Origin of the sequence: Bradyrhizobium sp. HKCCYLR20261 (assembly GCF_051168435.1) — a bacterium.
Classification (GTDB): Bacteria; Pseudomonadota; Alphaproteobacteria; order Rhizobiales; family Xanthobacteraceae; genus Bradyrhizobium.
This window is the reverse complement of sequence record NZ_JBNPUZ010000007.1, coordinates 37,854-63,492: the sequence shown is the minus strand read 5'-3', so window position 1 is coordinate 63,492 and position 25,639 is coordinate 37,854. Positions and strand designations below refer to the sequence as shown.

Genomic DNA, 25,639 nt, shown 5'->3' with positions numbered 1-25,639 from the left:
GGTCTGGCTCATGGCGGAAGGATCGAGGAGACGAGAAGCTGCGTGTAAGGCTCGCGCGGATCGTCGAGCACCTGGTCGGTGAGGCCGGTCTCGATCACCCGCCCCTCCTTCATGACCATCACACGATGGGACAACAGCCGCGCGACCGCAAGATCATGCGTCACGACGATCGCCGCGAGGCCGAGTTCGTTGACGAGGCTGCGCATCAGGTCGAGCAGGCGCGCCTGCACCGACACGTCGAGCCCTCCGGTCGGCTCGTCCATGAACACGAGCCGCGGCTCGGTCACCAGATTGCGCGCGATCTGCAGCCGCTGCCGCATGCCGCCCGAATAGGTGCGCGGCGCGTCATCGATTCGCGCGACGTCGATCTCGACGCGTTCGAGCCAGGACGATGCGGTCTGACGGATCCGCCCGTAATTGTTCCAGCCCACCGCCATCAGCCGCTCGCCGACATTGGCGCCGGCAGAGACCGCCATGCGCAGGCCCTGCGCAGGATCCTGATGCACGTAGCCCCAATCGGTCCGGAACAGGAAGCGGCGCTCGGCCTCGCCAAGCTCGGCGAGATCACGCAGCACACCGTCACGCATCCGGTAGGACACGCGCCCCGCGCTCGGCGCAAGCTGCGCCGACAGCATCTGCAGCAGCGTCGACTTACCCGAACCGGATTCGCCGACGATGGCGAGCACCTCGCCCGGATAGAGCACGAAGGACACGTCGCGGCAGGCGGCGAGACGGCCATAGCTCTTGGCAAGCCCCTCGGCGACCAGCAGCGGCTGGTCGGATGCGCCGATCGTCTCAGCCATGAGCGATCTCCTTATGCGGAGCGGCGCTCTGGACGCCGCGATGCCCCGCGGCCTGCCGGCCCTCGCAATAGTCGGTATCGGAGCAGACGAACATGCGGCTGCCTTTGTCGTCGGTCACGATCTCGTCGAGATAGGAATCCTCCGCGCCGCACAGCGCGCAGGGCGCATCGAACTTATAGCGGGTGAACGGGTGGTCCTCAAAATCGAGCGAGACGACCGGTGTGTACGGCGGAATGGCATAGATCCGCTTCTCGCGGCCCGCGCCGAACAATTGCAGCGCCGGACAATTGTCCATCTTGGGGTTGTCGAATTTCGGCGTTGGCGACGGATCCATCACGTAGCGCGCATTGACCTTGACCGGATATGCATAGGAGGTGGCGATATGGCCGAAGCGCGCGATGTCCTCATACAGCTTGACGTGCATCAGGCCATATTCGGCCAGCGCATGCATGCGCCGCGTCTCGGTCTCGCGCGGCTCGAGGAAGCGCAGCGGCTCCGGAATCGGCACCTGATAGACCAGCACCTGCCCGTCGCGCAGCGGCGCCTCGGGAATGCGATGCCGGGTCTGGATCACGGTCGCGGCTTCCGTCGAGGTCGTGGTCTCGACCCCCGCCGTCTTGGCGAAGAACTTGCGGATCGAGATCGCATTCGTCGTGTCGTCCGACCCCTGGTCGATGACCTTGAGCACATCGGCCGGTCCAAGAATGGCGGCTGTGACCTGCACGCCGCCGGTGCCCCAGCCATAGGGCATCGGCATCTCGCGGCTTGCGAAGGGCACCTGATAGCCGGGGATCGCGATCGCCTTTAGGATCGCACGGCGGATCATGCGCTTGGTCTGCTCGTCCAGATAGGCGAAATTGTAGGTCGGCGCGTTCATTCCGCGGCCTCCTTCATGGCCGGAGCCGCATGGGCGTCCGCGAACTCCTGACGCAGCTTGCGCAACAGGCCAAGCTCGGACTGGAAATCGACATAGTGCGGCAGCTTCAGATGCTCGACGAAGCCGGTCGCCTGCACATTGTCGGAATGAGACAGCACGAATTCCTCGTCCTGCGCCGGCGCGATCACGTCCTCACCCAGTTCACGCGCGCGCAGGGCGCGGTCGACCAGCGCCATCGACATCGTCTTGCGTTCGCTCTGGCCGAAAGCGAGGCCGTAGCCGCGGGTGAAGCATGGCGGCTCGGTGGCCGAGCCCTTGAACTGATTGACCATCTGACACTCGGTCAGCTCGATGGAGCCGAGCGGCACGGCAAAGCCGACCTCCTCGGCGAAGAACTCGACCTCGACCTCGCCGAAGCGAATCTCGCCGGCGAACGGATGGTTGCGGCCGTAGCCGCGCTGCGTCGAATAGCCAAGCGCAAGCAGAAAGCCTTCGTCACCACGCGCGAGATTCTGCAGCCGCAGATCGCGCCCCGCCGGAAAGCCGAGGGGATCACGCGTCAGGTCCCCAACGGGAGCGCCGGCTTCCGCCTGCGGCGACGGCTCGATGAGACCATCCTGGCCAAGAATGTCGGTCACTCGCGGCGTCGGCGCAGTCGAGGCCTCGGCCATCGCAGGGGACTCGGGATCGGCCCCTTTCGCAAGCTGCGGATCGAGCAGGCGGTGCGTGTAGTCGAAGGTCGGGCCGAGCACCTGCCCGCCCGGGATGTCCTTGAACGTCGACGATACCCGCCGCTGCACCCGCATCGCACCGGTATCGACCGGCTCACTCGCACCGAAGCGCGGCAATGTCGCCCTGAAGGCGCGCACCAGGAAGATCGCCTCGATCAGATCGCCGCGGGCCTGCTTGATGGCCAGCGCGGCGAGCTCGCGATCATACAGCGAGCCCTCGCTCATCACGCGATCGACAGCGAGGCCGAGTTGCTCGGAAATCTGCGCCAGCGACAGATCCGGCACATTGCGATCGCCGCGACGCTCATGCGCCAGCAGCCGATGCGCATTCTCGATGGCGCGCTCGCCACCCTTGACGGCGACATACATGCCTCAACCTCCTGCGGCGACGAGCCGCGCCGTGCGCGGGATGGCAACGATCGACGAACCGTCGACCAGCACCACATCGATTCCGCGCGGAAACAGTCTCTCATTGATCGACAGCCGCTCGAACAGATCGGCCGGCGCGATCGACGCGGCGAATGTCGCCGTTCCGTCGATGCCCGGGCCGCGCAACTGAAAGGTCCGGCCAGCGGACAGGCTCGCCACCTGCAGGATCAACGTCGTCGAACGGTCGGGATATTCGGCGGAACCTAGCGCGAATGAGCTGAAATCAGGCAGCGTGTCGGGCGCGGCCACCAGCGCGAAGCTCGCCTGCGAGGGCTTGCCAGTGATCGGCGCCCCCGTGTGAAATTTGAGCCAGGCACCGACCTCCGCGGCTGCGGCCAACGGCGCATCGAGCCAGATCGGGGTGTCGTGATCGAACAGCGTCAACGCGATCGCGGCGGTACCGTGCATCAAGCATGCTGGCCGCCCCACAGGAGCCTCGATGTGTCGCACGCTGCCGGGCCGCGCCATGGCTTCCATCACCGTGCGGAACGTCGACTGCGCTGCCAGAACCTTGTCGGAAAACCCGGGCTGAAGCTCGGACGTCACAATGGCCATCAGCCTTCTCCTCGGACCATCGTGTAGAAGTCGACGCGCGTCGCCGCAGCCTCCTGGGCCTGGCGCCGGCGGTCTTCCTGCAGTTGCGCCTGCAGCGGGGCGACCACTTGCGTGAGGACGCCTTGAGCATGGGCCTGCGATTGAATCATCGCGTCGCATAGCGCGATCAGCCGCGCCTTGCCGCCATCGCGCCCGAGCACGTAGCCGAAGCCGACCTCGCCGCTCCCGAGCCGAACCGCCGCACGCGACACCGTCGCCTCACCGAGATTGAACGGGGCACCATCGCCACCGACCCGGCCGCGCAGCATCACGAGACCATTCTCCGCCGCGCGCAGATCCTGATGATCCGGCAGCGCGAGGCTTTCCAGCCTGGCTGCGATATCCGCATGCGAGGCGTGTGCGAGGACCTGCATCGCCGTCCTGCGCCGATCCTGCATCGTGTTGCCGTCCATCTCCATCCGCTCTTGCCGTCGTAAAGTTGTCTATGATATTAGACAACTTCGTAACGGGGCGCCATGACTGTTTGATGACATGGACGTGATTTTCGCGACCCGAAAGGCGGAGAGCCGGTGATGAGCATGCAGGACGCTCCTTCGGGCGTCGCGTTGTGGCGGCGCGTGGCCGACGGGATCGAGCGCGACATCGCCGGCGGCCGCTTCGCGCCCGGGACGCGTCTGCCGGGCGAGACCGAAATCGCCGAGACATACCGCGTCAACCGCCACACGGTGCGCCGTGCGCTCGCGACGCTCGCGGAGCGCGGCCTGGTGCGGGCCGAGCGCGGCAGCGGCACCTATGTCGAGGCGCCGCGGCTGTCCTATCCGCTGCGATCGCGCACGCGCTTTTCCGAGATCGTCGGCGCCGGCGGCCGCGAACCGCGCGGACAGATGCTCGCCGCCAGCGAAGAGCCGGCGACGCGCGACCTCGCGCGCGTGCTCGGCGTGAAGGCCGGCGCTTCGCTGACACGCATCGACGCGCTGCGCTTTGCCGACAAGACGCCGATCTGCGTGAGCACGTCATGGCTGTCGACTGAGCGGTTTCCCGACGCCGGCTCGATCTTCGCCTCGGCCCGTTCGATGACGGCGCTGCTCGCGCATTTCGGCATTCGCGACTATCGCCGCGGATCGACCCGCATCACCGCCGACATCGCCGACGCAAGCGACGCGGCGCGCCTGGATCTCGCACTCGACCGCCCCGTGCTCGTGGTCGACAGCACCGACATCGACGCCGACGGGACGCCGCTGGTCGTCAAGCGCTCACGCTTTGCCGCGGAGCGCGTGGCCTTCGAGGTGGAGAGCTAGACGCGACGGTGGGTCTGGGGCTCAGTCGATCAGAGAGCCATCCGGATTGAAGAAGGGATGCGGTCCGTCGAACGCACCGATCGGCACCTGATGCGTCACGACGGTGCCGAAGCCTGCGCCTGGAAACCAGACGTGCAAGTGGAAGGCGGGCGGCTCGACCCGGAAGGATGGCGGTTGCAGCTCGGCGAGATCAAGCGCGACGGCGTGGTTCGGCGCGGGACAAATCGTGCAGGGAATGCCGGCGAACCGGGTCAGCGTGGCACGATGCACGTGGCCGCAGCCGATCAACTGCAACCGCGGGTGACGCGCAACGACCGCGGCGAGATCGTCGGCATTGAGCAGGTTCTGCCGGTCCATGTGCCAGATGCCGGTGGCCAACGGCGGATGATGCAAAAACATCAGCGCCGGCTTGTCGGCACGCGCGGACAGCCTGTCGTCGAACCAAGCGAGAGTGGCCGCGTCGAGCTCGCCATGCGGATGACCGGGCACGCTGGAATCGAGCAGCAGCAGATCGAGCTCCGGCAGATCGACATGCCGGTTCAGCGGACCGGACGCGCCGGCATCAAAATGATCCGGAAACGCCGCGCGCATCAGCTCGCGTGAATCATGATTGCCGGGCACCGCGACGTAGGGAATCGAAAGCTCCGCCAGCAATCCCGCGAGATGCTCGTACTCGACCGCCGACGGCGTGTCGGCGAGATCGCCGGAGATCACGACGAGATCAGGCTTCGGCGCGAGCCGGTTGAGCTCCGCAATGCAATGCGCCAGTGCCCGCGCGGTATCGACGCGGCGATAGGCGAGCCGGCCGGGCGCCTTGATGTGCAGGTCGGAGATCTGAGCGATGATGATGGGGCGCTTGCTCATGCCGTTCAGCCTTCCTCTGGCAGCAGACGAATGGCGTTCGCCGCAATGGACAGACCGACGCGCTCCCCTGCTCCGACCCTGATCGTGTTCGGCGCGTCCACCGTCAATGCGACGGATGCGGCATCACGCACGACGATGCGCTGGCGGTCGCCGGCGAAGCGAACGCTATCAACCACGCCGGTCAAGCACGAGGCCGACACGTCGGCGATGCCGATCGTCTCAGGGCGGACCATCGCGACAGCGTTGGGTTTCGAACCACCGCCGGATACAGGCTGGCGGCCTCCCGGCAGCACGAGATGGCCGTCCGCGATCGGCGCCTCGATGATGTTGGCCGCGCCGACGAACTCCGCGACGAAGCGGCTGGCGGGCTCGAAATAGATCTCGCGCGGCGTCCCGACCTGCGCGATCGCGCCCTTGCGCATCACGACGATGCGGTCCCCAAGCTCCATCGCCTCGGCCTGGTCGTGGGTCACATAGATCGCGGTAATGCCGAGGGTGCGCAGCAGGCTGTTGAGCTCGCCGCGCAGCCGCTCGCGCAAGGCGGCGTCGAGCGCCGTGAGCGGCTCGTCGAGCAGCAGTACGCTCGGCCTGACGGCAACGGCGCGCGCGAGCGCGACGCGCTGGCGTTGTCCGCCCGACAGCTGATCGATGCGGCGGTCTTCGAGACCGGCCAGATTGGTCAGCGCCACCAGCTCGGCGACGCGCGCGGCGCGTTGCGCCCGCGAGACGCCGCGAATCTTGAGCCCATAGCCGATGTTCTCTGCGACAGACATGTTGGGAAACAGCGCATAGGATTGGAACACCATGCCGACATTGCGCTTCTCGATCGGCTGCCTGGTCTGGTCCTTGCCGTCGAACAGCACGCGGCCGCCGGCGTCGGGCGTCTCGAGACCGGCGACGATCCGCAGCAAGGTGGTCTTGCCGCAACCGGACGGGCCGAGCAGCACCAGCGTTTCGCTCTGCGCGATGTCGAGCGTGGCGCGCGCGAGCGCGTTGGTGCCGTCTGCGAATGTCTTGCCGCAATTCTCAACCTTCAGCGCCGCGCCGTGACGGGTCATCGTGCTCACCTTGCACCTCCCCTTTCGCCGATCCACTGCATGGCGACCAGGAGCGGAATGATCAGGACGAAGAAAATCAGAGTATAGGCCGAGGCCACCTCGAGGCGCATCGACGCATAGGCGTCGGCGAGGCCGACCGGCAAGGTCTTGGTCAGCGGCGTGTGCAACATCCAGGTCAGGTTGAATTCTCCGAGCGAGAGCGTGACGACCATGAGGCTGCCGGCCAGGATTCCCGGCGCGGCATTGGGAACGATGACGTCGACGAAGCGGCGCCACGGCGAGGCGCCGACGGAGGCGGCGCCTTCGTCGAGCGATTTGACGTCGATGGTGGCGAACACGGCCATCACCGAGCGCACCATGAATGGCATCGTGAAGACGACGTGGCCAGCGAGGATGAACAGCCACGAGCGGCGGAAGCTGCCGAAGCCGCCATAGGTCAAGAGCAGCGCCAGCGCGATCGCAAGCCCGGGAATAGCGAGCGGCAAGGTGATGATCTCCTCGACCATCCGCGCGAGCCGTCCACCGCGGACATACAGCGCGTAAGCGGCGGGAACGCCGACCACGAGCGTGACGGCGAGCGTGCCGAGCGCAATCATGATCGACGCCAGGATCGTGCCGGCATAGAGCTCCCAGACCTGCACGACCCATTGCAGCGTCACGCCGGACTGGATCCCGCGGAAGTAGTTGACGGTGACCCCGGCCGCGATCGAGAGGCCGGCGGGCACGGCCAGGAACGCCGCGACGAGCAGCGTGAACAGGAACTGAAGCGCGAAGAGGATTCGGCTGCGCACGCGACTAGCCCGCCGCCGCGACAGAGGTACCGGCGAAGCTGCGCGCCAGCGCCAGGATCAGCCACGTCATCACCCCCAGCCCGACCGACAACGCCGCCGAGGTCGCGAGATTTCCCGCCAGAGTGAATTCTGTGTAGATCAGCATCGGCAGCACGTCGATGCTAGTCGCAAGCGTGAACGCCGTGCCGAACGCGCCCATGGCGGTGGCAAACGCGATCGCGCCCGAGGCGACCAGGGCCGGCGCAAGCGCCGGTAGCACTACGTCGCGCAGCACCGCCCATGGGCTCGCGCCGAGCGAGCGAGCCGCCTCCTCCAGGCCGGGATCGAGCTTCTGTGCCGCGGCCATGATGGTGAGAATGACCCTCGGAATGGAAAAGTAGAGATAGCCGAGGAAAAGCCCATAGATCGAATAAGCGAACACGATCTTGTCGCCGAGCACGCGCGAGGAAACGTCGCCGATGAGACCCTGGCGGCCGGCGAGCAGGATGATCATGAATCCGATCACGACGCCGGGAAAGGCGAGCGGGAACGTCAGGACGGCAACCAGGACGGCGCGTCCCGGAAAGCGATGGCGCTGCAGGAACAGGCCGGCGATGGTGGCAACGATCAATGTCGCGACCGTGGTCGCCGCAGCCAGCAGCACCGTATTCAGAAGCGTCGCGCGGTAACGCGGCTCGATGATGATCGCGAGATATTCGATCAGTCCGCGCGGCCCTTCGGCGCCCGCGATGAGAAGCCGGGCCATCGGCAGAAGAAAGAAGGCCGCGGTCACGGCGGCCAGCGGCAACAGGCAGGTCCAGACGAAGGATTTGTGCGACATGAGATCAGGCATGCCCCGCCGGATTTCCGCCCAGCGGGGCACAGGGCTCCTTAGCGGACTTCGGACAGATAGCGGTCGACGAAGCCCTTCTGCGCGGTCTCCATGTCGCCCCAGTTCACGCTCTTGGCGCGAGCGTAGTCGCTGTCCGGCAGGAACTTCGCCTTGACGGCCTCAGGCAGCTCGATCGGACGCGCCGGACGCAAATACGCGTTGGTCCAGATCGCCTGGCCCTTGTCCGAGAGCAGGTAGTCGATGACCTTCTTCGCCTTGTCCTTGTCGGGCGCGTTCTTCACCAGACCAACGACGTAGGGAAACACGACCGAGCCTTCGCAGGGAATGATGAACTCGAAATTGCCCTTCTCGGTGTACTTCGCGCGGTACGCATTGAAGTCGTAGTCGAACAGGATCGGGATTTCGCCCGAGACCACACGGGCATAGGATGTCTGCTTCGGCACGATCGGGTCGTTCTTGCGCAGGTCCTTGAAGAAGCTCAACCCCGGATCGAAGTTCGAGGGCGAGCCGCCGAGCGCGAGATTGACGGCGACGGCGCCGACATAGCCGACGGCCGCCGAGCTCGGATCGAGATAGCCGACCATGCCCTTGTAGTCGGGCTTGAGCAGATCCTTCCAGCACGCCGGCACAGGCTTGCCGCCGAGCGCGTCCTTGTTGACGAACAGGCCGAGCGTGCCGGAATGAATCGTGGTCCAGTAGCCGTCGGCGTCCTTCAGACCGGCCGGGACCTGGTCCCAATTGACAGGCTTATAGGCCTCGAGCGCATCCTGCGCCTTCGCCTTCATGCCGAAGGTCACGCCGAAATAGCCGATGTCGCCGACCGGATTGGCCCTCTCGGCGAGAATCTGCGCCAGCGCCTGGCCGGAGTTCTTGTTGTCGTGCGGAATGTCATAGCCGAGATCGGTCTTGATCGCCTTGAGCATCGAGGCCCAGTCGGCCCACTCCGGCGGGCAATTGTAGCAGATGACGTCGGCGGCCTTGGCCTGCTGCGGCGGCGCCAGAACGATCAGCGCGACGAGCGCAAGAACGAGGCGGGTGACCTTCATGTGAATGAAACTCCGTATGTCCGACCCGGCGGCCGGTTCCGGAGCCCCATTACGGCCGGCACATGAAAGATTTGCGACACCGCGCAGGGGACACACAGGCATCCGCGCAGCCTGATCGTTCGCCTACGAATGACCGCAACCTTCGGGTGCCGCTCCCGTCAGGCGACGGCGCGACGTCCGATGATGGCAAAGCGCAGCTTGCTCGAGATCCAGTCGATTGCAGCCACGGCCACAAGGATCATCAGGATCAGGAACGACACCTTCTGCCATTCCAGCACGCGGATCTGCTCCGCGAGCTGCAGGCCGATTCCGCCGGCGCCAACGATGCCTATGATGGTCGCCGAACGCGTGTTGGACTCGATGAAATACAGCACCTGCCCGGCGATCACCGGCAGCACCTGCGGCAGCAGGCCAAACCGGACCTCGTGCAGCGCGCTGCCGCCGGCCGCGCGCACGCCCTCGACCTGCTTGCGGTCGGCGCTCTCCAAGGCTTCCGAGAACAGCTTACCGAGCGCCCCGAAATCCGACACCGCGATCGCCAGGACACCGGCGAACGGGCCGAGGCCAACGACGTTGATCCAGACCAGCGCCCAGATCAGCGTGTCGACGCCGCGGATGGTATCGAACAGCCGCCGCACCGGAAAGCGGAAAATCGCCGAAGGAATGATGTTCCTGGCGGCCAGCAGGCTGACGGGCAGTGCAAAGACCGCGGCGAGCGTCGTGCCGAGCACGGCGATCGACAATGTCTCGCCGAGCGCCTTGAGATAGACCGGCAACGAGGAGCCCGGATCGGGCGGCAGCATCAGGAGCGAAATCCAGCCGAGCTGGCTCAGCCCGGCAAGCATCCGCGCCGGCGAGAATTGGAGATCGACCAGGCCGAAGATGAAGATCGCCAGCGCCAGGACCAGCATCGCCGGTGTCGCCAGCCGGGCCGACAGCGGCCGATCGAAGACATGCGGATAGCGCTGCCGCATCTGCTGCGGGTCCTGCGCGTCCATCGTGCTCATGTCCGGGCCTCCGCGCCGAACAGCCGGCCGCGCAGCCAGCCGGTCGCGATATCGATGAGGAACACCGTCACGACGATCATGACGAGGATCGCGCTGACGTCCGAGTAGTAGAACTTGCGGATCGCGACCACGAGCTCCTGCCCGATGCCGCCGGCGCCGACGAAGCCCATCACCGAGGCCTCGCGGACATTGATCTCGAAGCGCAGCAGGCTGTAGCTGGAGAAGCCCGCGACGACCTGCGGCAGAACGGCGAAGCGCATGCAGGACAGCCAGCTCGCCCCCGTCGCGCGAACGCCTTCCACCGGCTTCATGTCGGCATTCTCGACCACTTCGGAGAACAGCTTGCCGAGCGCGCCGCTGGAGTGAACGGCGATGGCGAGCACGCCGGGGATCGGGCCAAGACCGAAGGCGATGACGAAGATCAGCGCGAACACGATGCCCGGCACGGTACGGGCGAATTCGAGCAGCCGCCGCACGGTGAAACGGACCCACGGCGCGGGCGAGGTGTTTTCCGCAGCCAGGAAGTTGAGACAGAACGCCACGACGATTCCGGCCATGGTGCCGACATAGCTGATCAGCAGGGTCTCGCCGAGCAGCTTGAGCCACTTCTTGAAGCCCCAGAACCACTCCGGGACATTGGTCCAGACGCGGTGGCCGTCATCGAGCGTGAAGATGCGATCGAAATAGCTGACGAAGTTTCCGAAATACGTATACAGCGTCCGCAGATTGACCTCGGCCCCGACCGCGGCGACCAGCAGCACGGCCAGGAAAGCGGCAGCGGACAGCGCGAGCCGCAGGCGCCGGCGCGCCACCGCCCGACGGTAGGCGTCGTTCAGAGCCTCAAGCTGCTGGCTCGGCAGGATCGAAATGGCGGTCGCCATCGTATCGGGCTGCTCTCGTTCGAAAGAGGTCACGTCTCATACAAAAGGAGCCGGGCCATGCCCGGCCCGGCTCCCGCGTGGTTAAGGATGTCGATCAGGACGCCTTCTTGCGCAGGCTGTCGACGAACTTGATCAGATCGATCGTGCCATCCCAGTCCTTGGTCGTGGCCGGGTGGAAGCCCTTCTTCTGGCCATCCGACAGGCGATCGAACGCCGCCTTGTCCTTGGTGGGGGCGTCGAAGAACGCCTTGGCGATCGCCGTTTTCAGCTCGGCCGGCAGATCGGAATTGTAGGCGTAGGGGCCGTTGATGATCGGCGCCGACTTGTGGATGATGCGGAAATCGTCCTTCTTCATCGGCGAACCGTCGGCGTTCTTCAGCATGCCCTTGGTGAGCATCTGCGCCAGCGTCGAATCGTTGTCGCTGGTCCACTGGTTGGCGGCGACGTCGACGGTGCCCTGCGCGAGCGCGAGGATCGCGTTCTCGTGGCTGCCGGCGAAGACGACCTTGCTGAAATAGGTTTCAGCGTCGGTCACGCCCATCTTGTTGAGCTCGAAGCGCGGCACGTTGTTGCCCGAGGTCGAGTTCGGATCGACCAGGCCCAAATTCTTGCCCTTGAGGTCGTCGACTTTCTTGTACGGGCTGTTTGCCTTGACGAAGAACACCGAGTAATAGCCGGTGCTGCCGTCGGCGTTGATGTCGTTGGCGAAGGCGTCGATCTTGACGCCGGTCAGGCGCGCCCGCGCGAACGAGGCTGAGCCATAGCTCGCGATGTGGATGTTGCCGGCGCGCTGCCCCTCGATCACGGCCGCGTAGTCGTTGGCGATGCGGAGCGTCACCTTGGTGCCCAGCTCCTTGGAGAGATAGTTGACGAAGGGCGTCCAGCGCTCGGTGACGCCTGAGGCGTTCTCGGCAGGAATGACCGCGAAGGTCAGTTCCGGATACTTCGCCTTCCAATCCTCGGCCGAAGCGGAACCGGCAAAAGCCAGCGCGGCGACACCGGCCAGAACGATGCGACGATTGATCATGACATGCCCTCTTGTTGAACGAAGTAAACAGGCCTCGTCCCCCGCACCATGCGAGATCCGAGGTGACCAGAATCGGTTTGTCAGGCGACAGCGGCTTCGCTGAGCGCCGGAATGGCAGCGGCCGGGACCGGATGGACCTTGTCCATCACCTCATCCGCTTCGAGATCGTAGAGCTCGCGCGCGATCTGCGCGGTCAGCGCCGAGGGAACGTCGTCGAACACGATCCGTCCCGTCGCCATGCCGATCAGGCGATCGCAATAGCTGCGGGCGAGATCGAGCGAATGCAGGTTGCAGATCACCGTGATGCCGAAATGCTTGTTGATGCGCAGCAGGGCATCCATCACGATCTTGGTATTGCGGGGATCGAGCGAGGCGATCGGCTCATCCGCAAGGATGATGTCGGGGTTCTGGACGAGCGCACGCGCGATCGCGACGCGCTGCTGCTGTCCACCGGAGAGCTGATCGGCGCGCTGTGCCGCGAGGGACGCCATGTCGAACTGCTCCAGGGCCGACATGGCCACCGCCACGTCCTGCGCCGGCCATAGCTGCGCCAGGGAGCGCCAGGATGGGATCTCGGCCAGCCGCCCCATCAGCACGTTGGTCAGCACGTCGAGGCGGCCGACCAGGTTGAACTGCTGAAAGATCATCGCCGAACGCGCGCGCCACAGCCGCAGGTCGCGGCCGCGGAGCGCCGTCACATCGAGATCCTTGAACAGGATGCGCCCGTCACTCACCGGGCTCAGCCGGTTGATGGAGCGCAGCAGCGTCGACTTGCCGGCGCCGGAACGCCCGATGACACCGACGAACGAGCCGGGCGCAACCGAGAATGATGCATTATCGACCGCGGCTTTCGCGCCGAACCGGCACGTCAAACCATCCACCACCAGCATGGACTTCTCCAGACGCCTCGCTTTGACTCCACCGCTAGCGTCGGGATTCTACAGTTGTGTGACAGTGACGCTGCGGTGCGACACTCGTCCACATCCAAGGTCCTCCGCCGCGAACGTCATGGAGACGTCATGCATCTGTCACACAGCGCACCCTAGACAGAAGAGCCGTGAAGACAGACAGGACGTGAGATGGCCGGCAAGTCCCTTTCGATCGACCCTACGGTTGATTCCTCCGCAAGACTCCAGGGTGTGACACTCGGCGCCTATTGCGAGGTCGGCGCGCGCACCATCCTCCTTGACGTGGCGATGGGCGACTATTCCTACGTGGTCAACGATGCGCAGATCACCTACACGACGATCGGAAAGTTCTGCTCGATCGCGGCGATGACCCGGATCAATCCGGGCAATCACCCGATGCACCGGGCGACGCAATCGCATTTCACCTATCGGGCCAGCGCCTATTTCCCAGGCGAGCCTGATGATGCCGAGTTCTTCGCCTGGCGGAAGGAACATCACGTCACCGTCGGTCACGATGTATGGATCGGACATGGTGCCGTCGTTCTCCCCGGCCGCAGCATCGGCACCGGCGCCGTCGTCGCAGCAGGCGCCATCGTCACCAAGGACGTGCCTGCGTATACGATCGTCGCCGGCAATCCCGCGCGCCCAATCAGGCGCCGTTTTCCGATTGAGATCGAGCAGCGCCTGATCAATCTCGCCTGGTGGAATTGGGATCACGAAGCGCTGCGCCGGGCGCTGCCGGATTTCCGCAAGCTGGAGATCACCGCGTTCCTGGACAAATACGAGGCCGCTCTCGACGGCGACCGCGCGCTGCGGCAGAGTGCCGCCCATGACTGATCTCTCGATTTTCCACGGCCGGTGCCTGATCGGGTCCGGCCTTGCCGATGCATCACTGATCGTCTCCGACGGCAAGATCGCCGCGATCGACGCGGGACGACCTGACGCGGGACTTGCGCTTGACGCCAGCGGGCTGACGGTGCTGCCCGGAATCGTCGACATCCATGGCGATGCTTTCGAGCGGCAGATGATGCCGCGCGCGGGTGTGGATTTCCCGATCGACGTGGCGCTGCTCGACAGTGATCGCCAGGCCATCAGCAACGGCATCACGACCGTGTTTCATGCCACCACCTGGTCGTGGGAGCCGGGCTTGCGCAGCGCCGGCAACGCGCGCCGCCTGCTGGAGCAGATCGAGGCGCTGCGGCCGCGGCTCGCGGCGGATACGCGCTTTCATCTGCGCCACGAGACGTACAATCTCGACGATGAGGACGAGATCCGCGGGCTGCTCGCGGCCCGGCGCATCGATCTGTTTGCCTTCAACGACCACATGGATTCGACCGTCGCGAGCCTGGACAAGCCGCACAAGCGTCAGCGCATGGTCGACCGCACCGGCCTGTCCGGCGATGAGTTCGATATCCTGGTGGCCCGCATCGCCTCGCGAGCCGATGCCGTGCCGGCGTCGATCGCCCGCCTGGCCGAGACCGCGCGCGCGGCCGGCGTGCGCATGCTGTCACATGACGACGACAGCCCGGAGATGCGCAAGGCCTTCCGCAGCCAAGGCGTCACCATCGCCGAGTTTCCCGTCAACGAAATCACCGCGCGCGAGGCAGCTCACGGCGGCGACGCCATCGTGTTCGGCGCCCCGAACGTGGTGCGCGGCGGCAGCCATACCGGATGGACCAGGGCGAGCGACATGATCGCGAAGGGTCTCTGCTCCGTACTGGCGTCGGACTATTATTATCCAGCCCCCCTGCTCGCCGCCTATCGGCTGGTCGCCGACGGCATCCTTCCGCTGGCGCAGGCCTGGAGCCTGATCTCGGCAGCCCCGGCGCGAGCAGCCGGCCTGCCGGACCGAGGCTCGCTCGCGAGCGGCCAGAGCGCGGACATCCTCCTCGTCGACGATCGCGAACCGATGCGCCCCCGTGTCGTCGCGGTGGTTGCGGCGGGCCGCGTGGTTCACCTGACAGAGGCCGAACGCCTCTCCACCGCCGCCACGCCGCGAGCGGTCGCGGCGGAGTAAGCAGGACATGACCGGTTTTCCGCGCTATGCGATCTACTACACGCCGGCGGCCGACGCCGCGCTGACCGTGTTCGGTGCCAGCCTGCTGGGCTACGACGCCTGGACCGCCCGGGAACGCGGCTTTCCGGAGGGCGTGCTGGATGCTGCGCCGGATTGGGGCGACCTCACCACTGACGCGCGGAAGTACGGCTTTCACGCGACCCTCAAGGCCCCGTTCAACCTGGTCGAGACACGTCCCGAGGCCGAGCTGCGCGACGCCTGCGCGGCGTTTGCGGCAGTGCCGAGAGCCGTTCCGATCATCCGGCCAGTTGTCGATGCGATCAGCGGCTTCATCGCGGTGATCCCGGGAGAGGCGTCGCACACCTTGCAGGATTTGGCCGCCGACTGCGTGCGCGCGTTCGAGCCGTTCCGCGCCCCGATGACCGCCGAGGATCGCGCCCGGCGCAAGCCGGAGCTGCTCTCAGCGCGCCAACGAGACCATCTCGATCGCTGGGGCTATCCTTACGTCATGGAAGACTTACGCTTCCACATGACGCTGACTTGCCGCCTGTCCGACGATCGGCGCGGGCCGATCCTTGGGATGCTGCGTGACCGTTTCGCGGCGCTCAGCCTGACATCGCTGCCGATCGACCGTATCGCGCTGTTCCGCCAGCCGAGCGCGAGCAGCCGGTTCAGCATCATCGACAGCTGGCCGATCACCGGGAGATAGCGGCCCTTCAATTCGCAGCGCCGGCGAAATGCGGCGGCGACTGCGGATTGAACAGCGACAGCGGCGGAGAGATATCGGCGCGGTCGCGCGGCAGGGCTTCGCGCATCTCCCGCTGCAGGAAGGCGATCAGCTTTTCGCGCACCTCGCAGCGCAAGTCCCAGGCCTGCGGAGCATTGCGCGCGCTGACGAGCGCCCGAAGCTCCATCGTGCGCGCATTGGTGTCGACGACCTGAAGATTGACCACCGCGCCGTCCCAGATCTTCGACTCCTTCGCGACCTTCTCCAACTGCTTCCGGATGCGCGGCACATCCGCCTGGTAGTCCACGTGCAGCACCACGGACCCGATCAGGGAAGCCGCATCGCGCGTCCAGTTCTGGAACGGACGCTCGATGAAATAGGACAGCGGCACCACCATGCGGCGCCAGTCCCACAGCCGGATCACGACATAGGTCGAGGCGATGTCTTCGACCCAGCCCCACTCGTTCTCGATGATCACGGCATCCTCGATGCGGATCGGCTGCGTCACGGCGATCTGGACGCCGGCTATCAGGTTGCTGAGCAACGGCCGCGCGGCGAGACCGACGATCAGACCGGCCGCGCCGGCCGATGCGAATAGACTCACGCCGTATTGCCTGACGGAATCGAAGGTCATCAGCGCAGCCGAAACGGCGACGATGATGATGAGCGTGTCGATGACGCGCTTGAAGACGCGGACCTGCGTCACATGCTTGCGCGCGAGGAAATTCTCCGCGATGTCGTCGCGAAAGCGTTTGACATATCGGGTCGACACGAGATCAACGACGCGGATGGTGATCCATCCGATCAGCGCGATGGTCGTCACCACGAACAGATGCGCGAGCGCGCGGCGCCAGCCTTCGTTCAACGGCGCGAGCGGCAGCACCAGCGCCACGGCCACCAGGCAAAGCGCGAGACGCGCGGGACCCGCGGTTCTCTGCAGGATGGGAAACAGGATCGAGTTCTGTGCGCCGATCGCGCGCTTCACCAAAGCGCGCGCGACGCTATAGACCAGCAGCGCGCCGAGAATGGCCCCGATGATCAAGGCCGGTCCGACCATCCAGTCCGGAAACAGTCCGGATAGCTGCTGCACGAGTGCCTGCATGCCTTGCTCTCCCTTGGGGATCTCGAGCGCTCTCAACGCCCGAGACCACCGGGAGAGTCGGACGGCAGCCGCAGTGCAGCATCCACATGCTGCATGGCTCGTCTGCCGTCCGTGCGAGGAACTAGACCGCCTTGGTCAAGGCGCCGTCGACGATGAGGTTGGTTCCCGAGATGCGGCTCGCCAACGGGCTCGCCAGCATCACCACGCCATAGGCCACCTCTTCGGCCGTTCCCATGCGTCCCGTCGGATTCAGACCCATCGCCATTTTGAACAGATCGGGCGATCCGTTCTCGATGTTCTGCCAGATGCCGCCTTCGAAATAGGTGTTGCCGGGAGAAACGGCGTTGACGCGGATACCCTTGCTCACGAGCTGATGCGCAAGCCCCTTCGCATAATGGATCAGAGCGCCCTTGATCGCGCCGTAGGATCCCGCCGCGAAATCGACCTCGAAGCCGGACACGCTGGAGATGATGCTGATCGAAGCCGACGTCGACTGCTCCAGATAGGGAACGGCCGCCGCGACCGAGTTCACGGTGTGCATCATGTCGACGCGGAAGGATTTGTCCCAAGTCTCCGGCGTGTCGCCGACGGCGAGCGCACTGACGTTGCAGATCAAGCTGTCGACGCCGCCGAACTGCTTCGCCGCGCCATCCACCCAGCCCTTGAGCGCCACGGGATCGGCGACGTCGATGCCCTGCCCCCACGCCTTGACGCCCTTGGCCGCGAGCTTCGTCACGACCTTGCCGACCGCTTCTGCATCGCGCGCGCAGATTGCGACGTTGGCGCCCTCGGCGGCGAACAGCTCGGCGATCGCAAGCCCGATGCCTTTGCTGCCGCCCGTGATCAGCACGCTCTTGCCGGCCAATCCCAGATCCATGATGTTCTCCTTTTCGAATGTACGGCGTCAGCCGTGATAGCCAGCGAGCAAGGCCTTGTTGACCTTGCAGATGTAGGTGTATTTCGGATTGACCACCTGGGTGCAGCGCGCCTCGGCGATCTGGCCGAGCAGCATGTAGGCCTCCGGCGCCGGAATCTTCCAGTCGTCTTCCAGCCAGTTGATCATCTCCTCGAACGCGGTCCGCATCGCGTCCTCCAGGGGACGCGCGCAGCCGAGCGTGCAGATGTGCGTCGGCGTCTCGATCCTCGGATGGTTCAGGCGCGCGGGCGCCTTGGCGAGCGAGACCTTGACGGTGAGGTTGGCCGCGATCTCGATCGCGCCCATGCCGTTGGCTTCGCCATCGCCCTGGATCGCGTGGCAGTCGCCGAGGAAGAGATGCGCGCCGTCCTTGTTCACGCGGAAGAACACCGAATTGCCTGACGTGATCTCCTGGACGTCGAGATTGCCGCCGTGCGGACCGTTATCGACCGTCAGCACCGCGCCATGCACCGGCGCCACGCCGGCGACGCCGATCATCGGCCGCACCGGCAGCTTGACGTGCTCGTTCCACAGCACCTGGCCATCCTTGACCTCGACCACGCGGGTCTGGATGCCGAACTCCTTGCGCCGGACCCAATCCGGGAACATGCCGATCCCCGGCCACAGCGCGGTGAAGCCGAGCCGGTCGAGCTCCATGTCGAGGATGTCGAGCCGCAGCATGTCACCCGGCTTGGCCCCGCGCACCTCGATCGGCCCGGTGGCGCCGTTGACATAAGGCAAGGTCACGTCGCTCTCGACCAGTTGCTGGCCGAGCGCGCGGATCGTGCCGTCATTGACGTTGATCGCGCATTCGACCACGAAGGTCTCACCCGGCTCGACCGACGCAATGAAGGCGTCGTCGCCGGAGAGCGCGTATTTGATGTTGCCGGCCTTACTGACGCGCTTTGACATGATCACTCCCTGTCATCCGTTCGGATTGCTTGTTTCATCGCAGCTGCCGCCGCCACGGCATCAGCAGCTGCTCGATCTTGCCGACTGCGAAGGTCAGCGCAAAGGCAAGCGCAATGGTCGCAACGAGCGCGGCGAAGACCTTCGGGATGATGTACAGCGATCCCGCCTTGAAGATCGCGTGTCCCAGCCCTTCCGATGACGACATGAACTCGCCGACGATGGCGCCGATCAGGGCGAAGCCGACTGTCAGCTTGAGCCCGGCAAAGATGTCGGTGAGCGAGGCCGGCACGACAAGCTTGCGGAAGATCTGGAACTTCGAGGCGCCGAGCGTGCGCAGAAGATTGATCTGATCGGGATCGACGCCGGTCGCGCCCTTATAGGAGGTGACGAGCGCGACGATCACGACTGACAGCGTCGACATCGCAACCTTCGAGATCAGCCCCGTGCCGAACCAGATGATGATGATCGGCGCCAGCGCGATGATCGGGATCGAGCCGAGCGCGATCACGAACGGCTCGACGACGCGGGAGACGAAGCGTGAATACCACAGCGACAATCCGATCACCGTGCCGATGCAATTGCCGACGAAGAAGCCGAGCAGCGTCTCCAGGCCCGTGACATAGGTGTCGCGCCACAGGCTGCCGTCAATGGCCATCTGCGACAGGAACTTGAAGATCGCCGACGGCGAGCCGAACATGAAGGCCGCCGCCTTGTTCTGACCGGTCGCATATTCCCAGAAGGCGAGGAACGCCGCGAGGACGACGAGCTGCGTGGCCAGCACCGCCAGCGTGCTGCGCAGGCGCAGCCAGCGCCGCCCCGGCGCCGCCATGGCCTTGGAAGCCGGCGCGGACGCCGGCGCACTGTCGATGTCGGCCGTCATTGCAGCACCACGTCGAGATCGGCCCAGATCTGGCGGACATAGTCGCTGAAACCGGACGTCTGCCGCACGGCCATCATATCACGGCGATCGCCGCCGAGGGCGATATCGTAGACGGCCTTCACCCTGGTCGGTCGCTTCGACAGCACGATGACGCGGTCGGCCAGCGACACCGCCTCCTCGATGTCATGGGTGATCAGCAGCAGGGAGCGCCGGCCCTCCCGGACCAGACCGACCGTATCGTTCTCGATCAGGAGCTTACTCTGGAAATCCAGCGCGGCGAACGGCTCGTCGAGCAGCAGCACGTCCGGCTCGTTGACGAGCGTGCGTGCCAACGCGACGCGCTGCCGCATCCCGCCGGACAGGGTCGATGGATAATGATCGGCAAAGCCATGCAGCCCGAGCTGGTCGAGCATCGCGCGGCAACGGTCCTCGGCCTGGGCCGCCGGCACACCGCGGATCTCGAGGCCGAGCATCGTATTGCCGAGCGCGGTCCGCCACGGCAGCAGCAGATCCTTCTGCAGCATGTAGCCGACATTCTGCGGCTGGCCCGAGACCTCGCGGCCATGCCAGCGAATGCGGCCGGCATCGGGCGCGAGCAATCCGCACAGCGTGTTCAGGAGCGTCGTCTTCCCGCAGCCGGACGGACCGACGATGCTGATGATCTCCCCTTCCCGCAAGGTGAGGCTGAGATCGCCGATGACGGGCACGGTCTGGCCACCGTCGAGCTCATAGCTCTTGGCCACGTGCTCGACGACGAGCGGAGGCGCGGGCGCCGCGACGGCGCCCGGCCCTGTTTGCACCGTACCGCTCACCTCAGTCATTTGAGACTGGCGATCGCCTTTTCCGCAAACGAATTGTCGATGATCTGATCGAACGGTACCGAGCCCTTGGCATTGCCGAGATAGACCTGCATCTCCATCAGGTTCGCCCACTGATCCTTCTTGGTGATGACCGACTGCGCCGGGATCAGGTATTTCAGCTCGGCATCGATCGCCTTGTCGACGACCTCGCCGGGCAGATCCGGAAACTCCTTGCGTGCGACCTCTTTCGAGAACGCCGGGTCGGCGTAGGTCTTGCGCGAAGCCTCCTCGAACGAGGTGACCAGCGCCTGCACCATCTCCGGGTCCTTCTGGATCGTGGTCGGCAGCACCATGATGCCGGTGTTGCAGAACGGGCCGATATAGTTGGAGAAGTCGAACACGACCTTCGCGCCCTGCGCTTCGGCGGCGGCGACGCTGGGCTGATAGGCGATGGCGATATCGGCCTGTCCCGCCAGCATCGCGGCGATCTCGGTGCCGGGATTGACCGGCACGATGGTCGCATCGACGCCCACCTTCATGCCCGCTTTCTCCAGCAGGCGCTTGGCGACGCTGAAATTGGTGTTGGGTTCGGGCGAGGTCACGATCTTGAGACCCTTGAAGCCCTTGGGATCGGTGATCGGCTCGAGCGTCTTCGACACGCCGAAATAGTGCGCGCGCTGGACGACCGTGCCGACGACGACGCCGGGGCCGCCGTTCTCGCGCGAGATCTGCGCCATGGTCGCGTCGCCGATGGCGAAATCAGCGGAGCCACCGAGCACGGCGGCAAAGGTCTGGGTGTCGCCGCCCGCGGCGCTCACCTGCATGTCCAGACCGTTCTTCTTGAAGATGCCGGCATGCATGCCGACGTAGAGATTGATGTAGCCGAGATTGTGCACGGCCTCGCTGAAGCGGACCGTCTTCAGGCCGGCCGCTGCAGCCGTTCTGGTGCCCAACAGCGCAGGCGCGCTGAGGCCGGCGGCCACCGCCGCAGACGTCATCAGAAAACGACGTCGATCGATGAATGGATTTGCGCTCGCGGATGATGCCGAGACACGTTCGCTCATGGTGCAGAACTCCTCCCAGGCGTTGAAAGTTCGTGAGGAGACTATGGTCAGGGCGCCGCGCAGCAAGGCGAAATAACAGACGGGATCTGCTGAAAAGCTGACAAAAACAAGGGCCTCGGCGACCGGCATCACTGCGCGACGCTGCGCGCTGCCGAGCCCTTGTCACCTTGCTGCCGCTTCCGAAGCCGCCCTGGTCAAACGTGCATCGCAGCAAGGGCGATAATGTCAATTTTGCCATTCCGGCCGCACAAAGAAATTGCACGTTCGGATCGCGGGCCGCTGCCGCCAGACCTCACGTAAGCGCCACGACGCCCGCCACATCAACCTCATTGTGCGCTGACCGCGACGCGCACCTTCCACATGCAACTCCACGCGTTCACGCGAGTGTCACGAATCGCACGCGGTGGTTTGAGCTTCCCGCTTCCTGGTCAGGTCTCGAACACTGCAATTATTCGCAGTCGCAACATCCGCAAAACGAGTGTTGCGTTTCCGACAAAGCATTGATGTTGATAGCTAATGGCATATCGCTTGCAATGCACAATGCGCCTCGCTATTGCAGCGCAGAAATTTCTTGGAGTGCGACATGCTGGGAATTGGAAGTAAGCTGCCTTCGTTCGAAATCGTCGGTGTGAAGCCCGGTTTTCACCTGCAGGAGGAGAAGGGCGAGAGCGCCTTCGAGACCCTGACCGAAACCAGCTTCCCGGGAAAGTGGAAGATCATCTTCTTCTATCCGAAGGACTTCACCTTCGTCTGCCCGACCGAGATCGCCGAGTTCGCGCGCCTGTCGAGCGACTTTGCCGATCGTGATGCCGTCGTGCTCGGCGGCTCGACCGACAACGAATTCTGCAAGCTGGCTTGGCGCCGTGACCACAAGGATCTGCACAAGCTCCCGATCTGGCAGTTCGCCGATACCAAGGGCTCCCTGGTCGATGGCCTCGGCGTCCGCTCGCCGGATGGCGTGGCCTATCGCTACACCTTCATCGTCGACCCCGACAACACGATCCAGCACGTCTACGCGACCAACCTCAACGTCGGCCGCGCACCGAAGGACACGCTGCGCGTGCTCGACGCGCTGCAGACCGATGAGCTCTGCCCGTGCAACCGCGAGGTCGGCGGCGAGACCCTGAAGGTCGCTTGATCATGTCGATCGAGCAGCTCAAGGATCAGATCCCGGACTTCGCCAAGGACGTCAGGCTGAACCTGTCGTCCATGGCGTCCGACGAGACGCTCTCGCCGCAGGCCAAGTATGGCCTGTTCGTCGCCTGCGCGATCGCGACCCGCAATCCGACGGTGACGGCGGCGTTCGAATCGGTCGCGGCCGCGCAGCTGTCGCCGGCGGCCCTGACGGCGGCGAAATCGGCCGCCGCGATCATGGCGATGAACAACGTCTACTACCGCTTCGTGCACCTTGCCTCGAACAAGGACTACGCCACGATGCCGGCACGGCTGCGGATGAACGTCATCACCAATCCCGGCGTCGACAAGGCCGATTTCGAGCTGTGGTCGCTCGCGGTCTCCGCCATCAATGGCTGCGGCACCTGCATCGACTCGCATGAGAAGGTGCTTCGGGACGCGGGCGTTGCCACCGCCACGATCCAGACCGCGGTGCGCTTCGCTGCCATCATTCAGTCGGTTGCCGTCGCGATCGAAGCCGCGGGTGTGACCGTCGCGCTGGCGGCCGAGTAGAAATCGACCCGATCTGTGAATGCGGCCGGCATCGTCCGGCCGCATTTCATTTTGCCCGCCTCGTGCATGAGTTGCATGTCATTCTGCCGCGCCCCGTTCTCATCGGTCGGCTAAGCCCCTGACCTCGCGGCAAAGTTGAAGACGCTGCGGCACCCTAATACTCCTGATAACCATCTTCATCCCGGCCATGCTTTTCCCTTGGCTCGCGCAATGCGTGTATTCATCCATGTGACACGCCGGGAAATTTCCACTAAATAGCCTTACCAACTCACCCTTCCCGCCAAGAACATTGATCAGCTTAGGGCCTAAGCAACATCGATTGTGACCAGGGCGCGCGAAAACGGTGGCGCGCATGTCGGAAGGAAATCGGACCTGTCAGTCTCGACGGAAGCGTTGGCGCAATCTCGCCGATGTCGCATGATGCGCACTTCGGACCGGCGGTGCGCGCCCGACGCCCTGAAGCTATCTCCCACGGCAACGCCGTTGGAGACCGGAGGCTAGTGATGAGTGCTCCAGATCAGAACGATCAGGCCAAGCCGGCGCCGCCTTGGGCCAGCGAAGAGCTTCGCCGTTATGCCCCGCGCCGGCATCAAGCGGACGCCGGCTTGGTGTCGGACCAGCCTGAGCAGGGCGTCCCGCTGCCGCATCATCTGGTCGCCCGGCAGAACTTCCTTCCCGCCCGGCCTGCTGCGCTCGATCTCGACGATGAAGACACCCGGCGCGCCTGGAGCGCCCAGCTCGATCCGGTGGTCATGCCGCTCCCGCCGGACGATTCGGACAAGGCCACCCGGGTTGGCGGGATCATCAAGGTCGCCGCAGCCATTGGCGTTGCGGCGTCCGTCGCGATGATCGTGGCGAACATGGTCTCTTTCGACAACGGCGCGGCGACACCGGGCGGCAAAAGCACGATCATGCCGTCCACCGTCTTGGAGAGCCTGGCCCAGATCGACCCGGCGGAAGCCAAGGTCGCCCAGGAGGATCCGCCGCAGACCGTTGCCGCACTCGCCCCCTCGACTGGCGAGACCACGATGCGGCCATGGCCGTCGGCGCCCGCTTCGCCTGCCCCGGCCGCAGCACCACCGCCCATGTCCAATCTGTCCCCGGCTCTTCCCGCAGCTCCGCCCCGCGCCGTCGCTCCACTGCCCCGAGACGAAGTGGATGCGCTGATGAAGCGCGGCCGCGACCTGCTGGCGGCAGGGGATGTCGCAAGCGCGCGCCTGATCCTGACGCGGCTGTCGGAGGCCGGCGTGGCGGATGCGTCTCTGCTGCTGGCGCGCACCTACGATCCTGCCGAGCTGGCCAAATCGCGGCTCCTCGGCGCCGTCCCGGACGCCGCCAAGGCGCGGACCTGGTACCTCAAGGCCGCGGAGCAAGGATCGCCGGAGGCCAGCCGCCGCGTCTCAGTACGCTGATGCCGCGAACGAGGCTCCGATGCAGGCGTGGCGCGATCATGCCGCCGGCGGCTTCCGCGAGATTCGCACCTGCACATCGCGCGGGCGCGCCAGAAAGGGCGCGGATGTCACCAGCAGATCGGCACCGGCTGCGGCATAGTCAGCTGCATTGCCGGCGTTGACGCCGCCAGCGGCTGCGATGATCGGTCGCCTCGGCAAGGCGGCCATCGTCTCGACCCGTTTCACGAGCGCGCCGATCTCCGCCGGCGGAAACTTCTCGGCCTGGATGACGTCGAAGCCGGCCACGGCCGCCGCAACCGCCTGCTCGATCGTCGTGACTTCGATGACCAGCCGCTTCTCCGGCGCTCCCCGCCGCAGCCGCTCCGCAATGTCGGCCAAGGGCACATCGTCGAGAAAAGCCCGATGCTCCGGAAAGACCAGAAGCGTCTCCGACAGGCCAAGCCGATGCATCACCGCGCCGCCGGCCTTCACGGCGGCAACGGCGAACGGTTTGGTGCCGGGCACGTTCTTGCGGGTGCAGGCCACGGCGATCCCAGGCTTCACTGCACGCGCCGCGCCGACGATCGCGGCCGCCTCGGTGGCAACGCCAGACCAGATCTCGATCAGCGTCTGTGCCACCTTCCAACTGCGCAGCAGGCCGGCAGCGTCGCCCTCTGCGCGCAGGATCTGAGCGCCCTCCTCGAGCACCGTCCCGCTGCCCGACAACAATTCGACGCGGCAGCCCGTCAGCTCGATCAGCGCGGCCGCATCCTCCGCCAGCGCCAACACCATCCGTCCGCGCGCCGCGAACTGCATCACGCCGGGCCCGGCTCCGATTCCGAGCGTCTCCGTCGTCAGGTCGCCATAGGGGACATCATCGCGCAGGAGCGCTTCGAGATCCTGTTTCGTAGCGGTGGTCGGCACGCGCGACATCTCCTCTTGGTCCCCAGGACCGTTTCTCGATATATCTCCAGCGCGCTGCTCGACCTCGATCGCCGGACCGACATGGTCAGGCGGGAGGACGGCAGCCATCCGAG

28 protein-coding genes are annotated in these 25,639 nt (G+C 65.3%); 7 read left to right on the top strand and 21 right to left on the bottom strand.

The features are described from left to right. Nucleotides 1-8: 8 nt before the first annotated feature. The 5 genes from phnK to phnG are packed head-to-tail and all read right to left on the bottom strand — an operon-like array spanning nucleotide 9 to nucleotide 3,847. Nucleotides 9-803, bottom strand: coding sequence for a phosphonate C-P lyase system protein PhnK (gene phnK, locus ACQR1L_RS18345; RefSeq protein WP_434859318.1), 795 nt, complete (start codon nucleotides 801-803; stop codon nucleotides 9-11). After that, nucleotides 796-1,680: an alpha-D-ribose 1-methylphosphonate 5-phosphate C-P-lyase PhnJ gene (locus ACQR1L_RS18340; RefSeq protein ID WP_434859317.1), complete on the bottom strand. Its 885-nt coding sequence runs from the start codon at nucleotides 1,678-1,680 to the stop codon at nucleotides 796-798. Before ACQR1L_RS18340 ends, phnK begins: the two co-directional genes overlap by 8 nt. After that, complete coding sequence (locus ACQR1L_RS18335) at nucleotides 1,677-2,780, bottom strand: carbon-phosphorus lyase complex subunit PhnI (protein ID WP_434859316.1); 1,104 nt, start codon at nucleotides 2,778-2,780, stop codon at nucleotides 1,677-1,679. Before ACQR1L_RS18335 ends, ACQR1L_RS18340 begins: the two co-directional genes overlap by 4 nt. 3 nt (nucleotides 2,781-2,783) lie before the next feature. Next, entirely contained in the window at nucleotides 2,784-3,395 is a 612-nt protein-coding gene (phnH, locus tag ACQR1L_RS18330; protein ID WP_434859315.1) for a phosphonate C-P lyase system protein PhnH, read from the bottom strand. Continuing rightward, nucleotides 3,395-3,847: a phosphonate C-P lyase system protein PhnG gene (gene phnG, locus ACQR1L_RS18325; RefSeq protein WP_434859314.1), complete on the bottom strand. Its 453-nt coding sequence runs from the start codon at nucleotides 3,845-3,847 to the stop codon at nucleotides 3,395-3,397. The genes phnH and phnG overlap by 1 nt, the downstream gene beginning before the upstream one ends. 120 nt (nucleotides 3,848-3,967) lie before the next feature. Between phnG and phnF the strand changes: the two genes are divergently transcribed. Continuing rightward, the gene (phnF, locus tag ACQR1L_RS18320) at nucleotides 3,968-4,693 is read left to right on the top strand and encodes a phosphonate metabolism transcriptional regulator PhnF (RefSeq protein WP_434859313.1); all 726 of its coding nucleotides are present in this window, start codon (nucleotides 3,968-3,970) and stop codon (nucleotides 4,691-4,693) included. Between the two features lie 21 nt (nucleotides 4,694-4,714). Here the strand turns inward: phnF and ACQR1L_RS18315 are convergent, their stop codons facing one another. The 9 genes from ACQR1L_RS18315 to phnC form a co-directional block, all read right to left on the bottom strand. After that, complete coding sequence (locus tag ACQR1L_RS18315; protein WP_434859312.1) at nucleotides 4,715-5,557, bottom strand: phosphodiesterase; 843 nt, start codon at nucleotides 5,555-5,557, stop codon at nucleotides 4,715-4,717. A gap of 5 nt (nucleotides 5,558-5,562) precedes the next feature. Further along, a complete protein-coding gene (locus ACQR1L_RS18310; protein WP_434859591.1) occupies nucleotides 5,563-6,615 on the bottom strand; it encodes an ABC transporter ATP-binding protein in 1,053 nt (350 codons plus the stop codon). A 5-nt stretch (nucleotides 6,616-6,620) separates the two neighbouring features. Beyond that, on the bottom strand, nucleotides 6,621-7,406 hold the full coding sequence (locus ACQR1L_RS18305) for an ABC transporter permease (RefSeq protein WP_434859311.1): 786 nt from the start codon (nucleotides 7,404-7,406) through the stop codon (nucleotides 6,621-6,623). Between the two features lie 4 nt (nucleotides 7,407-7,410). Next, a complete protein-coding gene (locus ACQR1L_RS18300) occupies nucleotides 7,411-8,226 on the bottom strand; it encodes an ABC transporter permease (protein WP_434859590.1) in 816 nt (271 codons plus the stop codon). Between the two features lie 50 nt (nucleotides 8,227-8,276). Continuing rightward, a complete protein-coding gene (locus ACQR1L_RS18295; RefSeq protein ID WP_434859310.1) occupies nucleotides 8,277-9,284 on the bottom strand; it encodes an ABC transporter substrate-binding protein in 1,008 nt (335 codons plus the stop codon). Nucleotides 9,285-9,442: 158 nt separating this feature from the next. Further along, entirely contained in the window at nucleotides 9,443-10,291 is an 849-nt protein-coding gene (gene phnE, locus ACQR1L_RS18290; RefSeq protein WP_434859309.1) for a phosphonate ABC transporter, permease protein PhnE, read from the bottom strand. After that, nucleotides 10,288-11,172 (bottom strand): phosphonate ABC transporter, permease protein PhnE, encoded by an 885-nt coding sequence (gene phnE, locus ACQR1L_RS18285; RefSeq protein ID WP_434859308.1) that lies wholly within the window; start codon nucleotides 11,170-11,172, stop codon nucleotides 10,288-10,290. The genes phnE (ACQR1L_RS18290) and phnE (ACQR1L_RS18285) overlap by 4 nt, the downstream gene beginning before the upstream one ends. A gap of 94 nt (nucleotides 11,173-11,266) precedes the next feature. After that, nucleotides 11,267-12,199: a phosphonate ABC transporter substrate-binding protein gene (gene phnD / locus ACQR1L_RS18280; RefSeq protein WP_434859307.1), complete on the bottom strand. Its 933-nt coding sequence runs from the start codon at nucleotides 12,197-12,199 to the stop codon at nucleotides 11,267-11,269. 80 nt (nucleotides 12,200-12,279) lie between these two features. Next, the gene (gene phnC, locus ACQR1L_RS18275) at nucleotides 12,280-13,089 is read right to left on the bottom strand and encodes a phosphonate ABC transporter ATP-binding protein (RefSeq protein ID WP_434859306.1); all 810 of its coding nucleotides are present in this window, start codon (nucleotides 13,087-13,089) and stop codon (nucleotides 12,280-12,282) included. Nucleotides 13,090-13,278: 189 nt separating this feature from the next. Here phnC and ACQR1L_RS18270 point away from each other — a divergent pair, with 189 nt between their 5' ends. Genes ACQR1L_RS18270 through ACQR1L_RS18260 form a run of 3 tightly spaced genes read left to right on the top strand, consistent with a single transcriptional unit; the run spans nucleotide 13,279 to nucleotide 15,833 of the window. Further along, on the top strand, nucleotides 13,279-13,944 hold the full coding sequence (locus ACQR1L_RS18270) for a DapH/DapD/GlmU-related protein (protein WP_434859305.1): 666 nt from the start codon (nucleotides 13,279-13,281) through the stop codon (nucleotides 13,942-13,944). Further along, the gene (locus tag ACQR1L_RS18265) at nucleotides 13,937-15,124 is read left to right on the top strand and encodes an alpha-D-ribose 1-methylphosphonate 5-triphosphate diphosphatase (RefSeq protein ID WP_434859304.1); all 1,188 of its coding nucleotides are present in this window, start codon (nucleotides 13,937-13,939) and stop codon (nucleotides 15,122-15,124) included. The genes ACQR1L_RS18270 and ACQR1L_RS18265 overlap by 8 nt, the downstream gene beginning before the upstream one ends. Before the next feature lie 7 nt (nucleotides 15,125-15,131). Then, nucleotides 15,132-15,833: a DUF1045 domain-containing protein gene (locus tag ACQR1L_RS18260; protein WP_434859303.1), complete on the top strand. Its 702-nt coding sequence runs from the start codon at nucleotides 15,132-15,134 to the stop codon at nucleotides 15,831-15,833. A 7-nt stretch (nucleotides 15,834-15,840) separates the two neighbouring features. Here ACQR1L_RS18260 and ACQR1L_RS18255 read toward each other — a convergent pair whose 3' ends face one another. The 6 genes from ACQR1L_RS18255 to ACQR1L_RS18230 all read right to left on the bottom strand — a co-directional run bounded on the left by ACQR1L_RS18255 (nucleotide 15,841) and on the right by ACQR1L_RS18230 (nucleotide 21,525). Beyond that, a complete protein-coding gene (locus ACQR1L_RS18255) occupies nucleotides 15,841-16,953 on the bottom strand; it encodes a mechanosensitive ion channel family protein (RefSeq protein ID WP_434859302.1) in 1,113 nt (370 codons plus the stop codon). A 121-nt stretch (nucleotides 16,954-17,074) separates the two neighbouring features. Next, nucleotides 17,075-17,830, bottom strand: a complete 756-nt coding sequence (locus ACQR1L_RS18250) for an SDR family NAD(P)-dependent oxidoreductase (RefSeq protein ID WP_434859301.1) — start codon at nucleotides 17,828-17,830, stop codon at nucleotides 17,075-17,077. Nucleotides 17,831-17,857: 27 nt separating this feature from the next. Continuing rightward, nucleotides 17,858-18,781, bottom strand: coding sequence for an acetamidase/formamidase family protein (locus ACQR1L_RS18245; protein ID WP_434859300.1), 924 nt, complete (start codon nucleotides 18,779-18,781; stop codon nucleotides 17,858-17,860). A gap of 34 nt (nucleotides 18,782-18,815) precedes the next feature. Next, on the bottom strand, nucleotides 18,816-19,661 hold the full coding sequence (locus ACQR1L_RS18240) for an ABC transporter permease (RefSeq protein WP_434859299.1): 846 nt from the start codon (nucleotides 19,659-19,661) through the stop codon (nucleotides 18,816-18,818). Beyond that, complete coding sequence (locus ACQR1L_RS18235; RefSeq protein WP_434859298.1) at nucleotides 19,658-20,482, bottom strand: ABC transporter ATP-binding protein; 825 nt, start codon at nucleotides 20,480-20,482, stop codon at nucleotides 19,658-19,660. The genes ACQR1L_RS18240 and ACQR1L_RS18235 overlap by 4 nt, the downstream gene beginning before the upstream one ends. Then, entirely contained in the window at nucleotides 20,479-21,525 is a 1,047-nt protein-coding gene (locus ACQR1L_RS18230; RefSeq protein ID WP_434859297.1) for an ABC transporter substrate-binding protein, read from the bottom strand. Before ACQR1L_RS18230 ends, ACQR1L_RS18235 begins: the two co-directional genes overlap by 4 nt. A 583-nt stretch (nucleotides 21,526-22,108) precedes the next feature. Between ACQR1L_RS18230 and ACQR1L_RS18225 the strand changes: the two genes are divergently transcribed. From ACQR1L_RS18225 to ACQR1L_RS18215, 3 genes are all read left to right on the top strand, one after another. Then, nucleotides 22,109-22,663, top strand: coding sequence for a peroxiredoxin (locus ACQR1L_RS18225; RefSeq protein WP_006609715.1), 555 nt, complete (start codon nucleotides 22,109-22,111; stop codon nucleotides 22,661-22,663). 2 nt (nucleotides 22,664-22,665) lie between these two features. Then, nucleotides 22,666-23,211 (top strand): carboxymuconolactone decarboxylase family protein, encoded by a 546-nt coding sequence (locus tag ACQR1L_RS18220; RefSeq protein ID WP_434859296.1) that lies wholly within the window; start codon nucleotides 22,666-22,668, stop codon nucleotides 23,209-23,211. A gap of 608 nt (nucleotides 23,212-23,819) precedes the next feature. Next, entirely contained in the window at nucleotides 23,820-24,623 is an 804-nt protein-coding gene (locus tag ACQR1L_RS18215) for a sel1 repeat family protein (RefSeq protein WP_434859589.1), read from the top strand. A gap of 36 nt (nucleotides 24,624-24,659) precedes the next feature. Here the strand turns inward: ACQR1L_RS18215 and modD are convergent, their stop codons facing one another. Beyond that, nucleotides 24,660-25,526, bottom strand: a complete 867-nt coding sequence (gene modD / locus ACQR1L_RS18210) for a ModD protein (protein ID WP_434859295.1) — start codon at nucleotides 25,524-25,526, stop codon at nucleotides 24,660-24,662. Between the last annotated feature and the right edge of the window lie 113 nt (nucleotides 25,527-25,639).